Here is a 12,733-nt window from a genome sequence, read left to right on the forward strand (position 1 = left end):
CACTGATGGAAGGTGTAGTCCATTGCCGATTTCTCATGACTTTCGGTGTTGTTCACACCGTTGCCGAGCGCTGTGGAACGTCAAAGATGGACAATTCCACTGGGGACACTTTCGACTGTATCGCCAGCTGCGGTCATGGTGTGGCCGGAGAGACCGGCAAACGACCCGAAGTGCCCGTTCTTCTGGTCGAACTGCCCGTTTGGGCATCGTCGCGACCGGACGTCGACTTGTCGCACTTCGACCCCTGCGACGCACCCGCGATTGGTCTTCGCGGAAGCGAGCGCTGTCGCGGGGCCCGGGGAGCGCGGTCCGCTCGTCGCTGCTGAACGGGCCTGCCCGTGGGGGCAAATGAGGTGGCGCCGCGACACCGACACCCGGCTCGCCCGGTGTGGCCGCGGCTCAGCGGGCCGGCTGGTCTCCGATCGCGGCCGCGATCTCGCCGGGGCTTCGGCCATGAAGTGACCCGCCCGGATCAGCCGGTGGTCCAGGTCGGTGCCCACGCCTTCCACGCGCCGGCCGTTGCTGTTGTCCGGAGGCTGCGTCCAGCGGCGCGGTGCCGTTCCAGCCGGCAGTGTGGATCCGCGGGCGATCACCAGATCACGAAGATCCTTATAGGCGCACGCCAGGTTTTCGTGAAGTCAGCGTGCCTGGTCAGCCGACGAGGTATCGCGAGAAACCGCGCCGGATCCGGTTCCCGGGCCGTGACGCGGCGGGCTCGGCCTGGCACCGAGCCCGCCGCGTCATCAGCACGCCGCCGGTCAGCGCTGCAGAGTCAGCAGGCCGGGCCGGTAAGGCAGGAGGACGTACTCCGTGCCGTCGGAGCGCGGGTCGCGCCCTTGGTAGAGGAGCTGGAGGTTGCAGGGGTCAACCGTCTTGGTCTGGTCGGGGTTGGTGCGGACCAGGTCGCCGTGGCTGATGTCGTTGGTCCAGGTGGCGCCGCTGTTGGCCTTGCCCGCGAAGGGGTTGCTCTCGGTGTCGGCTTGCGGGGTCCACGTGCCGCTGAGGCTGGTGGCGGTGAACGAGCGGAAGTAGCGGCCGTTCGCTCCGCGTGCCTCGACGATCATGAGGTACTGGTTCTGGCCCTGGATCTTGTAGACCTCGGGCGCTTCGAACAGTTTTTCCGCCGTGTCACTCATGATCTTCGTGAAGCTCGAGCCGAAGCTGCCCGGGAAGTTCCCGATCGGCATGGTGGCGCGGTAGATGTTGCCGAGGTCGTCGGCGAAGAACAGGTACATGTTCGTGTCGTCGCCGATGATGGTCTGGTCGAGCGGTGCCCCGACCGGGAGGGTGCCGGTGAACAGGGTCTGCGGGGCCGACCAGCCGTTGGGGTTGGTGGGGTCGCTCGAGGTGCGGTAGGAGAAGGTCGGGCCGCCCCACTGGTAGGCGAGGACCCAGATGTTCTTCGGCGCGAAGTAGAACAGCGTCGGCGCGACGGCCCCGATGGTCAACGTGTTCTGGCCGGCGGTGGCCATGTCGGACCAGTTGGTGAAGGGGCTGAAGCTCATCGACTTCCAGCTCTTCGCGGTGTCGGCCGTCGTTCCGTAGACGATGTGCTTTCCGTTGTAGACGACGTTGGTGAAGTCCTTGAGTGCGACCCACCCCGACTTCGGGGTCGCCAGCGGGCCGGTCGACGACCAGCGGTACGTCGACGGCAGCGTGCAGCCGGCGCTGCCTCCGGCGACCTGGACGAGCTGCCACTGCTGGTTGCTGCCGTTCCAGTCGCTGTACTGGACCACGCTCGCGCCGTCGCCGGTCGCTGCGCCCTGCACTTCGACCACCTTGGCGCTGGTGCGGTTGACCAGGCGGACGTACCCGCTGCCGGAGTCGGCGAGGCTGAACTGCTGGTTGGTGCCGCCGTTGTCGGTCCACTGCACCACGTTCGCGCCGTCGGCGGTCGAGGCGCCCAGCACGTCGGCGAGCTTGCCGGAGTGCCGCGCGCGCAGCTTGTAGTAGCCGCCGCCGGCGTCCACGAACTGGAACTGCTGGTTGGTGGCGTTGGTGCGGGTCCACTGGACGAGGTTGGCGCCGTCGGCGGTGGAGGCGCCGTTGACGTCGAGTGCCTTGCCGCTGTTGCGGTTCACCAGGACGTACCAGGCGGTGGTGTCCACTGTGGCGGCCGACGCCGACACGGGGGTCATCGTGAGCAGACCGGCGACGACCGCCACGACGGCCGCGGCGGCCGATCCCGACCGCCACCGACGACGCCATCGCGCGGTGCGCGAAAACCCAACCGACATAGCCTCTTTCCTTTCCTCAACAGGGACCCGGACGAAGTGTTAGCGTTAACATTTTTGCGATGAAGATGCGGCGCGAATATGGGGTTCGGAGGGTGGTGGGGAGCCGGCGGCCGGGTGCGTCCGAACGCACCAGTGGACTGTGAACGATGACGTCGACCGCGTCAAGATGTAACGGGAAGGTTTTCGGAGCGAGTCGCGCGGGAAACGCCCGTCCCCGCCGAGGGCGTCGCGGAGCCGAACCGATCTCCCCGCCCGCGGGCGGCAACCTTTCCGGGCCCGGCGGCAACTGGGGGGCAAAGCCGAGGCCGGGACGGGCCGGCCCGGCGGACCCGAGGAGTGCAGCTTTGAGAAAGACCAGGTCCACTGGTGCCCGGCACGCCGGCGCCGCGCCACCGGGACGCCGGCGCCACCGTGGCCGCTGGGTGGCGATCGCCCTGGCGGTGGGCGTTCCCGCGCTCGTGGTTCCTTATCTGGTGCTCACGCGGGACGGCTCGGAGCCGGTGCAGGTGGACTCGGCCGCCTACTACCAGTTCGTCTCCGTGCGCGACGACACCGCGCTGGACGTAGCCGGGGCCGACGACGCGGACGGGGCCCGGATCCAGCCGGAGAAACGCGCCGCCGGCGCCGCGAGCCAGCAGTGGCAGCTGAAGCCCGTGGGCGGCGGCTACTGCCTGCTGGTCAACCACAACAGCGGGAAGGTGCTGGGGGTCCGCGGTTTTCCCATGGCGGAGGCTGCCGTCGAACAGCAGTCGGACACCGGCGCCACCACTCAGCAGTGGAAGCTCAGCGACGTCGGCGGCGGGGCGGTGAAGATCGTCTCCCGCGAAGGGGAGATGGTCCTGAGCGTGACCGGCGGCACCGACCGCCGTGTGGTCGTCCAGTCCGCCGACCGGGGCAGCGCCGACCAGCGGTGGGACCTGGCGAAAGCCGACACCGCCGCCGAGCCGGCCGCCCCCGCGGTGGCCGCGGCCGTGACGAAGCCGCCCTCCGGGACGTCGTCCGCGCCGACCGCCCCGGCCGGCAAGTACACCTGGCGCAACGTGCAGATCGCGGGCGGTGGTTTCGTCACCGGTTTCGTCTTCAACCCCAGCCGCAAGGGCCTGCTGTACGCGCGTACCGACATGGGCGGCGCGTACCGCTGGGACGGCCCGTCCGGCCAGTGGGTCCCGTTGACCGACTGGGCGGCGGACTGGAACACCTACGGCATCGAAAGCGTGGCGACCGACCCGGCCGACCCCGGCCGCCTGTACCTCGCCACCGGCACGTACACCAACGACTGGGCCGGCAACGGCGCGATCCTGCGCTCCACCGACCAGGGCCGGACGTTCCAGCGCACCGACCTGCCGTTCAAGCTGGGCAGCAACGAGGACGGCCGGTCCATGGGGGAGCGGCTGGCGATCGACCCCGCCGACCACCGGACGCTGTACCTGGGCACCCGCAAGAACGGGCTGTGGCGCAGCACCGACTTCGGCGCGACGTGGCGCCAGGTCCCCGGGTTCCCGGTCACCGACGGCGCGAGCAGCGGCGTGGGCCTGTCCTTCGTGACCTTCGGCCCGGCCGGCAGCAGGACGATCTACGTCGGCGCGGCGGACAAGAACACCTCGCTGTACCGCTCCACCGACGGCGGTGGCTCCTGGCAGGCCGTCCCCGGCCAGCCGGCCGGGCAGTTGCCGCAGCACGGCGTCCTGTCCGGGGACGGTTCGCTGTACCTGACCTACACCGACGTCCCGGGCCCGAACGGCGTCAAGGCCGGTTCGGTGTGGAAGTACACGCCGGCGAGCGGCGCCTGGAAGGACGTCTCGCCGATTCCCGGCGACCACTTCGGCTACGGCGGGCTGGCGGTGGACCCGCAGCAGCCGGCCACGGTGATGGTCACCACCCTCGACCGCTGGTGGCCGTCGGACGAGCTGTACCGCTCCACCGACGGCGGCGCCACCTGGAAGGCGCTCGGCGCCACATCCGTCCGGGACGCCTCCGCCGCACCGTACGTCGGCACCGGCATCGGTCACTGGATGGGCGCGCTGGCGCTGGATCCCTTCGACTCGGGGCACGTCCTGTACGGCACCGGATCGGGGCTGTGGGCGAGCAACGACGTCACCGCGGCCGACCGCGGCGGCGCCACGCACTGGACGGTCCCCGTGAAGGGGCTGGAGGAGACCGCGGTCCTCGGTCTGGTCGCCCCGCCCGGCGGCAAGCTGATCAGCGCGCTCGGTGACGTCGGCGGGTTCCGCCACGACGACCTGGACGAGGTGCCGGCCGGGGCCTCGTCCGGACCGCGGTTCACCAACACCACCGGCATCGACTTCGCGCAGGCCGAACCGCACATCGTGGTCCGCGTCGGCTACGGCGACCAGGCACGCGGCGCCTACTCCACGGACGGCGGCGTCACCTGGCGGCCGTTCACCGGGGCTCCGGTGAGCGGCGCGGGCGGCGGAAGCGTGGCGGTCTCGGCCGACGGCGGCACCGTGGTGTGGACCGCGTCGGGCCAGGTGCCGCACTTCTCCACGGACCGGGGCGCGAGCTGGACGGCGTCCGCCGGCCTGCCCTCGGGCGCGACCGTGGTGGCCGACCGCGCCGCGGCGGGCACCTTCTACGCACTGCGCGGCGGTACCTTGTTCGCCAGCACCGACGGTGGCAAGAGGTTCACCGCCCGCGGCGGCGGTCTCCCCGGAGGCCACCTCGAGGCGGCACCGGGGCGGGCCGGGGACCTGTGGATCGCCGACGGCAGCGGGCTCCTGCACTCCACCGACGGCGGAGCGAGCTTCAGCAGGCTGGGTGGTGTCCAGGCGGCCGCCGCCGTCGGCTTCGGCAAATCCGCCCCCGGTGCGAGCTACCCCGCGCTCTACCTCGTCGGCACGGCCGGCGGTGTCACCGGGATCTTCCGATCCACCGACGGTGGCGGGGCCTGGAAGCGGGTCAACGACGACCAGCACCAGTACGGCGGGGGCGCCGGCTCCGGCGTCATCACCGGCGACCCGGACGTGTACGGCCGCGTCTACGTCGGCACGAACGGCCGCGGCGTGCTGTACGGCGAGCCGTCATGACCTGCGCCGGGCCGGCGTCCGCGCCGGCCCGGCCGCGGGGCGCCACTGGTAGGTTGCCGCCCGGGACGGGGGCATGGGCAGGGAGAGGACAGCCGGGACAGATGCTCCTCGATGACACGTCGGCGGAGTTCCACGACTTCTTCGAACGGCATTACGCCGAGCTGGGACGGCTGTCCTACCTGCTGACCGGCGAAGCGGACGCCTCCGACGACCTCGCGGCCGACGCCCTGGTGGCCTTGTGGCAGCGCTGGGACCGGCTGCGTGCGGCCGAGCACCCGCTGGCGTACGCCCGTGGTGTCGTGGCGAACCTGGCCCGGGAACGCGTCCGCAGCGTGACGCGCGAGCGCCGCCGGGTCGCGCTGTTCTGGTCACGGGGCCCGCAGCCGGTGGCGGGTCCGGACGTGGCCGCCGTGGTGGACGTCCGGGCAGCCCTGGACCGGCTGCCCTTCGGGAAGCGGGCTTGCGTCGTCCTCCGGCACGCCTTCGACCTGTCGGAAAAGGACACCGCGCGAGCACTGGGCATCTCGGTCGGCGCGGTGAAGAGCCAAACCTCCAAGGGACTGGCCGAACTGGAACGGGTGCTCGGGGTGCACGCGGCCAGGGACGTGGCGGCCGAGAAGGGAAGCCGGTGAACAACGAGATCGGCAGGCGGCTGCACGAGGCCGCCGAGGCCCACCAGCCCGACCGCGACCGGATGCTGGCCCGCGTGCACCGCGGCATGGCCGGCACCACCGCCCCCCGGCAGCGGCCGGGCCTCGCGAGGTCCTGGCCCAAGGTGGTGCTCGCCGGCTCCGCCGCGGCCGGCGTCCTGGCCGTCGCCGGCCTCGCCGTCGCCGGAAGCGTCCAGACGCCGCCGGCGCGCCCGGACGGCGCGACCACGCTCACCGTCCCGAGCCCGACGGAAGCGCCCGGCTCCACGCATTCCCCGGGTACCACCGGCGGTCCGGTACCGCCGCCAGCGACGGGGAATCCGAATCGGACGACCGCAGGCCGTCCGACGTCGAGCACCTCGCCCACGGCGGGCCCGGCGGGAAACCGGGTCTCGGACGGGCCGCTGTCGGCGCAGGGCGCCATCGACCCGCACAGCACCCTCTACTGGGCCCAGAGCACCCTCACCCTCGACACCACCCGGACCCTGACCACACTGGTCGTGGAAGTGCGCGTCACGCAGACCGGGGGCGTGCAGAGCACCGGTCTGTGGCAGACCGGGCCCGCCGACGACTTCACCGTCACCACGCAGGAGAGCGACGGTGCCCTGGTGTACCGCTGGGAACTCAAGCCGGGCCGGACCATCCCGGCCGCGCACCAGATCTTCGCCGCCCAGTACAACCACGCCGCCGGCGCGCGCCACGCCGACGCCGACACCTACCGCGTGCAAGCCACCGCCGACGGCGCCCATACGGTCCAGGGTGGCTTCACCCCGGTGGGCTGAGGACGGGACGAGCGGTGTGATCAGCGGCAGGGCCACTCACATCTTCGTCAGCTGCCATTGCTGGTTGGTGCCGCTGTGGCACGACCAGAGGATGATCTTCGTGCCGGCCGCGGTGCCGGCGCCGTCGGCGTCCAGGCAGAGGCCGGACTGCACACCGGTGATGGTGCCGTTCGAGCCGACGTTCCACTGCTGGTTCGCCTGGCCGTGGCAGTCCCAGATGACCACCCGGGTGCCGTTGGCGGTGCCCTGACCGTTGGCGTCGAGGCACTTGGTGCCGTACACCTGGAGCTTCCGGTCGGCGGTGTAGGTCCAGCGCTGCCCGTCGACGCTCCGGCAGTCCGCCAGCTGCACCTGGGTTCCGTTGGCGGTGGACCCGTTCGGCACCTCGACGCACCGGCCGGACCCGCTGCCCGTGATCCGGACGCCTTGCTGCGGGTTGCCCCCTCCGGGCGGGGCGTACCCGGCGGCGGTGATGTTGGCCTGCACGGCTTCCTCGGTGGAGTTCGACGGGTAGCCGGAGGTCAGTACGCCCTCGTAGAAGGTGCCGGCGCCGGAAACGCTGTTGTCCCCGCCGATGCCGAGGAGGATCGCCCCCTGCTTCTTCATCGGGTGGTAGCCGTTGGGACGCGGCCCGTCGAACACGGTGGACAAGCCGCCCGACTGCGCGTTCCCGCTCCGGATGGCCCAGTGGTTCGGCTCGCCCTTGACGACGGCGGTCACGAAGCGGTGGTTGATGCTCGGGTTCGGGTTGTGGCCTGGGTTCACGCCGGAGAACAGCCCCCACTCGAGGTCGGCCATGACCCACGGGCCGTTGCCGTCCCCGTAGCCCCATTGCCGGTCGGCTCCGAAGTAGACGGTCTCCATGATGGCGGGGGCGTCGGCCTTGTTGGTCGTCTGCGCGTTGCCGTAGTCGAAGCAGCACCAGTTGTTGTAGTGGATGCCGTCGACGACGGCGTAGATGCCCTCCGGCTGGTCCCCGGTGGCGACGCCGTTGGTCTTGTTGTTGCGGTAGCCGGTGCCGGGGGAGATGTAGACGCCGTACGCCTTCTGCCCGCCGACGGTGACCGGGGCCGCGGTCGCGTCGGCGAGGTTGTCCCACCCGCCGGGAGCGGGGCCGGGCCAGGTACCGGGCGGCGCTTGCGTGAGGTGGTTGCCGCGGCCGGACTGGTCGTAGAGGACGGTGATGAGGCACCTCGTGGCGGCGCAGAACGAGTCTTGGGTGGCGGCATCGGCCGTGCCGCCCGCGCTGAGCACGCCGATGTCTCGCGTGGTGTTGTCCGACGAACGCCTGACCTGGTAGAGCGGGCCGTTGTAGGTGCCGTAGAGCGCCCGGGTAGTGCTGTGCGCCGCCACGCACGGTGTACCGCCCGAGGCGTAGATGTCGCAGGGTCCGGTCGTGGCGGCTTGGGCGCCCATGGCCTGGGGAAGGACGGGTGCGCCGACCGCGACGGCCAGCGCGACCGCGGCTGCGAGGCGGCCGTATCGGCTTTTCATCCCTGTTGATCCCTTTCGTGCGGGCCCTGGCAGGCAAGGCGGCGCCGTACGAGTCGAGGCGCGCGGATGCCTGGCGAAGCGGAATGAGTGGGCACCGAAGCGGGCTTGCGAACGGGGGTCGGATGGCCGGCCTCGGGGCTGATTTGTGCTCGGGGACAGTCGTCGAACCGGTTCGACTGGATGCTATGCCCCGGACGCGAGAGGGGTCAACGGCAGGTTCCTTCCCGTGTCCGGACCTGGGGCTCGGGCAGGAAAGTTTCACGGTGAGGCCGCCCGCTTGCGGAGGAGGAGATCGCCGAGACCTGCGAACCGGTGGGCGAGTTGCTGCCCCGGCCTGAACCCGAGCATCGTGCGCCGACGCCTGCCCGGACATTGCACGGTGGGTTGGCACAGGTGGCAGCTGCCGGGATGATGGGCGGGCCGGATGCGCCGATCATCCCGGGGAGTGACAGCCTGTGCGAGCGTGTGTTGTCGGGGCGGGACCTGGGGGAATCGTCACCGCCAAAGTATTGTTGGAGCACGGCTTCGACGTCACGGTCTTCGACAAGCACCAGCGGGTCGGCGGGATCTGGTCACCGGGTGGCTGCTACGACGGGCTGGCCAACCAGTCCGCACTCCGCATCTTCGAGTTCGCGGACCTGCCCAACCGCCTGCACTTCGCCGGCGCCGTGGATACCCAGCGCTATCTGGAGGACTACGCCCGGACCTTCGGCGTGATGGATCGCCTCCGACCGGCCACCGAGGTGATCTCCATCCGGCCGGTGGACGGGCCCGGACGGGTGGGCGCCTCCGGCTGGTCGGTCGACTCACGGGCCGCCGGGGACGAGGCGGCGCAGGTTCGTCGCGAAACGTTCGACTACGTCGTGGTCGCCAGCGGGGCCCATCATCACGTCCGGCTGCCCGACCTGCCCGGACGTGAGTTGTTCGGCGGAACCGTGCTGCACTCCAACGAGGTGCGGGCCGGGACGTTCGCCGGCCGGCGGGTGGTCGTCGTGGGCGGCGGCAAGTCCGCGCTGGACCTGGTCACCCGCGCCGGGCGCGAGGCAGCCTCGGCCACGATCGTGCAGCGCAAGGTGAACTGGATGGTCCCCGAACGGCTCCTGCTCGGTCTGGTCGGCTACAAGTGGATCCTGTTCACCCGGTTCGGTGAGGCGCTGCTGCCTCGTTACCACGACCCGGCCTGCGTCCGCCCGATCGACCGCGTCAACGACCGGGTCAAGCGAGCCCTGTGGTGGCTCATCACCCGCGACATGCTGATTTCCACGGGGCTGCACCGGCTGCCGAAGGAGCTGTGGCCCGCTCACCCGCTTCCCTTCCACCTGGCACACGCCGGAGTGATGCCACGCGGCTACGCACGGGCCGTCCGTCGCGGCCTGATCGCCGCCAAGGTCAGCGCTGTCGAGGCGTATACCGGCCAGGGGCTGCGCCTGGCGACCGGCGAGGAAGTGGCGGCGGATGTCATCGTGTTCGCCACCGGCCACCACAAGATCTTCCCGTTCTTGGACCCGGACGTGCAGGTGCACGATCCCGTCGGGCGGATACGCCTCTACCGGGGCATCGTGCCACCCGGCGCCGACCGGCTGGGATTCGTCGGATTCCGGCAGGTCTTCAACAACATCATGGGCGTGGAACTCACCGCGCACTGGTTGGCCCGTTACTTCCGGTCGACACTGCGCACCGCCCCGAGTGAGCAGGAGATGCAGCAGGGCGTCGACGCCCGCCTGGCCTGGCAGGAGCGGGTGCTCCCGGGCTCCGGTGGCTACGACTTCGGCCCCTACGACATCCACTGCGCGGACGAACTCATGCACGACATGGGTCTACCGTCCCGCCGCGCCGGCAACCTGCTGGCCGAGTACCTGCTTCCCGGCGGACTCGCACACCGCTACGCGGGCCTGACCAGCTCGAATTGAGATCGCGGCGATGTTCGCCGCGACCGAGGGGGATGTGCGCGAGGTGATCCATGCGTTCAACGAGTCCGGGCTCGCGGCGTTGTCCCCAAAATGGAGGGGTGGCCGACCTCGTAAGTTCGGGTCGGCCGAGGTGGTGCGCCGCCGGCTTTCGCAGTAGCTCATGCGGTGAAACCGCCGTCGACCGGGACGACCACGCCGCTCAGGTGGCTCGCCCGGTCGCTCAGCAGGAACGCCGCCGTCGAGCCGACTTCCGTGCCCGTGCCCGCTTTCCGCAACGGCGTCGCCGCGATGCGTGCCTCCACGCCGCCCGGGATCGTGCGGCGCAGCTCGTCGAGCATCGGGGTCTCGGTCGGGCCCGGGGCCAGCGCGTTGACGCGGATGCCGAGCGGCCCGAAGTCGTGCGCGGCGGTGCGGGTCAGGCCGATCACGGCGTGCTTGCTCGCTTGGTAGGCGCCCATGCCCGGGCTGCCGCGCACGCCGCCGATGCTGCTGACGTTGACGATCGAACCGGACCCCTGCGCCGCCATCACCGCGACCTCCGAACGCAGGCACAGCCACGTGCCCTTGACGTTCACCGCCATGATCCGGTCGAAGTCCGCTTCGGACACCTGGTCGAGCCGGCCGGCGCCGCCCATGGCCGCGTTGTTGAACGCGCCGTCGAGCCGGCCGAACCGGGACACCGTCGCCGACACGAAAGCGTCCACATCGGACGCCGAGGAGACATCGCCCGTCGTGTAGGCGACGTCGTGGCCGGAAAGCTCCGCGGCCAGCTTCGCCAGGGGTTCCTCGTGCCGCGCCACCAGCATCACCGAGGCGCCGTCGGACGCGAACACCCGCGCGGCGTCCGCCCCGATGCCCGAACTGGCCCCGACGACCAGGACCACCTTGCCGGTCAGCAAGCTCATGCCGTTCCTCCTCGTAGGGCGAGCATCGTGCGGGCGTCGGCCGGGGTGGCGATCGGTTTCCCGAGGTCTTCCAGCACCGCCCGGATCTTCCGGACCTGCTGGGCGTTGGTCTCCGCGAGCCGCCCCTTGCCGATCCACAGGCTGTCCTCCAGGCCGACGCGGACGTGCCCGCCGAGCCACGCGCTGTGCGTGCCGAACCCCAGCTGGTCGCGCCCGGCGGCGAACGCCGAAAACGCGTAGTCGTCACCGAACAGCTTGTCCGCGATCCGCACCATGTGCTCCAGGTTCGCGTGGTCGGCGCCGATCCCGCCGAGGACGCCGAACACGCCCTGGATCAGCAGCGGCGGTTTCGCCAGCCCGAGTTCGGCGAAGTACGCCAGCGAGTACAGGTGCCCGATGTCGTAGCACTCGTACTCGAACCGCGTCCCGGACTCCCCGAGCGTCCGCAGCGTGTGCTCGATCTGGTCGAAGGTGTTCACGAACGGCCTCGAGTACGTGTTGAGCACGTACGGTTTCTCCCACTCGTGCTTCCACTCGGTCACCTTGTCGGCGATGCCGGAGTAGACGAAGTTCATCGACCCCATGTTCATCGACGCGAGCTCGGGCCGCAGCCGGTAGGCGGCCGCGAGCCGTTCGTCCATCGTCATCGAGGACGCACCGCCGGTGGTGATGTTGATGACGGCGTCGGACTCGGCGGTGATCCGCCCGACGATCTTCTCGAAGACGCCGGGGTCGGGCGTCGGCCGGCCGTTCGGCTCGCGGGCGTGCAGGTGGACGATCGCCGACCCGGCCTCGATCGCCTCCAGCGCGGCGTCGGCGACCTCGTCGGCGGACAGGGGCAGGTACGGGCTCTGCGACGGGATGTTCACCGAGCCCGTGATCGCGGTGGTGATGATGACTTTCTCGGCCGTGCGCATCAATCCTCCTGCGCGGTGCGCGGCAGCGTCATGCCGTTGCGTCCCGGAACGCCCGGACCAGGCCGCGAGCGGCTTCGGCCAGCATCGTCGTGTCGTTGCTGAGCAGGACGAAGTCACAGCCGTCCCGCACCGCCCGCGCGGCCTTGTCCGGAACCCCGCCGAACGCGAGCCCGCACTTCTTCCCGGCGTCGTGCGCGGCCGCGATCGCCGAGGCGATCAGCTCGAGCACGTCCGGGGACGCGGGCGCCGACCCCATCGACATCGACAGGTCCGCGGCCCCGACGAACACGGCATCGACGGTGTCCAGGGCGAGCATTTCCGGCGCTGCCTTGATCGCCTCGACGCTCTCCAGCTGCGGGATGCACAGCACGTCGTCGTTGCCGGTGGCGAGGTATTCGGCGTTCGGCTTCAACCCCCACGCCCCGGCCCGGCTGGTGCCGCCGGCGCCGCGGACGCCGTGGGGCGGGAACCGGCACGCGCGCCCCACCGCGGTGGCCTCTTCGACGGTGTCCACGTGCGGCACAAGGATGCCCATCGCTCCGGCGTCGAGGATCTTCTGGATCGCCGACGGCGTCTTGTCCGGCACCCGCACGATCGGCGTCAGGCCCAGCGCGGCGGCGGTGTTGATCAGCCGGTACGCCGTGACCAGGTCCAGCGGTGCGTGCTCGAGGTCGACGACGGCGAAGTCGAACCCGGCGAACGCCATGATTTCGGCGGGCTCGGTCGAGGCGATCTTCAACCAGGTCCCCACGGGGGTGTGCGAGCGGGTGAACAACCCACCTCCGGTGCGCGCG

10 protein-coding genes are annotated in these 12,733 nt (G+C 70.8%); 5 read left to right on the plus strand and 5 right to left on the minus strand.

Features of this window, described 5'->3' with window-relative positions:
• Nucleotides 1–758: 758 nt before the first annotated feature.
• Complete coding sequence (locus CCN39_RS04360; protein ID WP_086838586.1) at nucleotides 759–2,237, minus strand: non-reducing end alpha-L-arabinofuranosidase family hydrolase; 1,479 nt, start codon at nucleotides 2,235–2,237, stop codon at nucleotides 759–761.
• Between the two features lie 344 nt (nucleotides 2,238–2,581).
• On the opposite strand from CCN39_RS04360, the gene CCN39_RS04365 reads away from it, so the two are divergent.
• From CCN39_RS04365 to CCN39_RS04375, 3 genes are all read left to right on the plus strand, one after another.
• Nucleotides 2,582–5,281 carry an RICIN domain-containing protein gene (locus CCN39_RS04365; protein WP_086838588.1) on the plus strand — a complete coding sequence of 900 codons (2,700 nt, stop codon included), beginning with the start codon at nucleotides 2,582–2,584 and terminating at the stop codon, nucleotides 5,279–5,281.
• A 101-nt stretch (nucleotides 5,282–5,382) separates the two neighbouring features.
• A complete protein-coding gene (locus CCN39_RS04370; protein WP_086838590.1) occupies nucleotides 5,383–5,913 on the plus strand; it encodes a SigE family RNA polymerase sigma factor in 531 nt (176 codons plus the stop codon).
• Nucleotides 5,910–6,713: a hypothetical protein gene (locus CCN39_RS04375; protein ID WP_086838591.1), complete on the plus strand. Its 804-nt coding sequence runs from the start codon at nucleotides 5,910–5,912 to the stop codon at nucleotides 6,711–6,713. The genes CCN39_RS04370 and CCN39_RS04375 overlap by 4 nt, the downstream gene beginning before the upstream one ends.
• Nucleotides 6,714–6,749: 36 nt before the next feature.
• Here CCN39_RS04375 and CCN39_RS04380 read toward each other — a convergent pair whose 3' ends face one another.
• Nucleotides 6,750–8,207, minus strand: a complete 1,458-nt coding sequence (locus CCN39_RS04380) for an arabinofuranosidase catalytic domain-containing protein (RefSeq protein WP_086838593.1) — start codon at nucleotides 8,205–8,207, stop codon at nucleotides 6,750–6,752.
• Between the two features lie 455 nt (nucleotides 8,208–8,662).
• On the opposite strand from CCN39_RS04380, the gene CCN39_RS04385 reads away from it, so the two are divergent.
• Nucleotides 8,663–10,117, plus strand: coding sequence for a flavin-containing monooxygenase (locus CCN39_RS04385; RefSeq protein ID WP_086838595.1), 1,455 nt, complete (start codon nucleotides 8,663–8,665; stop codon nucleotides 10,115–10,117).
• Between the two features lie 10 nt (nucleotides 10,118–10,127).
• Nucleotides 10,128–10,274 (plus strand): helix-turn-helix domain-containing protein, encoded by a 147-nt coding sequence (locus CCN39_RS51005; protein ID WP_143263941.1) that lies wholly within the window; start codon nucleotides 10,128–10,130, stop codon nucleotides 10,272–10,274.
• Nucleotide 10,275: 1 nt separating this feature from the next.
• Here the strand turns inward: CCN39_RS51005 and CCN39_RS04395 are convergent, their stop codons facing one another.
• Genes CCN39_RS04395 through CCN39_RS04405 form a run of 3 tightly spaced genes read right to left on the minus strand, consistent with a single transcriptional unit; the run spans nucleotide 10,276 to nucleotide 12,690 of the window.
• Nucleotides 10,276–11,022, minus strand: a complete 747-nt coding sequence (locus CCN39_RS04395; RefSeq protein WP_086838597.1) for an SDR family NAD(P)-dependent oxidoreductase — start codon at nucleotides 11,020–11,022, stop codon at nucleotides 10,276–10,278.
• Nucleotides 11,019–11,939 carry a 3,5-dioxohexanoate:acetyl-CoA acetone transferase gene (kce, locus tag CCN39_RS04400; RefSeq protein ID WP_086838600.1) on the minus strand — a complete coding sequence of 307 codons (921 nt, stop codon included), beginning with the start codon at nucleotides 11,937–11,939 and terminating at the stop codon, nucleotides 11,019–11,021. The genes CCN39_RS04395 and kce overlap by 4 nt, the downstream gene beginning before the upstream one ends.
• Nucleotides 11,940–11,967: 28 nt before the next feature.
• Nucleotides 11,968–12,690 carry an HpcH/HpaI aldolase family protein gene (locus tag CCN39_RS04405; protein WP_244210610.1) on the minus strand — a complete coding sequence of 241 codons (723 nt, stop codon included), beginning with the start codon at nucleotides 12,688–12,690 and terminating at the stop codon, nucleotides 11,968–11,970.
• Nucleotides 12,691–12,733: the final 43 nt, after the last annotated feature.

The organism is Amycolatopsis kentuckyensis, assembly GCF_002155975.1.
GTDB lineage: Bacteria > Actinomycetota > Actinomycetes > Mycobacteriales > Pseudonocardiaceae > Amycolatopsis > Amycolatopsis kentuckyensis.

What these genes read in the sequence shown, in the direction of transcription:
- CCN39_RS51005 (WP_143263941.1), top strand. Translation starts at nt 10,128, where the DNA reads ATGTTCGCCGCGACCGAGGGGGATGTGCGCGAGGTGATCCATGCGTTC.
- kce (WP_086838600.1), bottom strand. Translation starts at nt 11,939, where the DNA reads ATGCGCACGGCCGAGAAAGTCATCATCACCACCGCGATCACGGGCTCG.
- CCN39_RS04380 (WP_086838593.1), bottom strand. Translation starts at nt 8,207, where the DNA reads ATGAAAAGCCGATACGGCCGCCTCGCAGCCGCGGTCGCGCTGGCCGTC.
- CCN39_RS04395 (WP_086838597.1), bottom strand. Translation starts at nt 11,022, where the DNA reads ATGAGCTTGCTGACCGGCAAGGTGGTCCTGGTCGTCGGGGCCAGTTCG.
- CCN39_RS04370 (WP_086838590.1), top strand. Translation starts at nt 5,383, where the DNA reads ATGCTCCTCGATGACACGTCGGCGGAGTTCCACGACTTCTTCGAACGG.
- CCN39_RS04360 (WP_086838586.1), bottom strand. Translation starts at nt 2,237, where the DNA reads ATGTCGGTTGGGTTTTCGCGCACCGCGCGATGGCGTCGTCGGTGGCGG.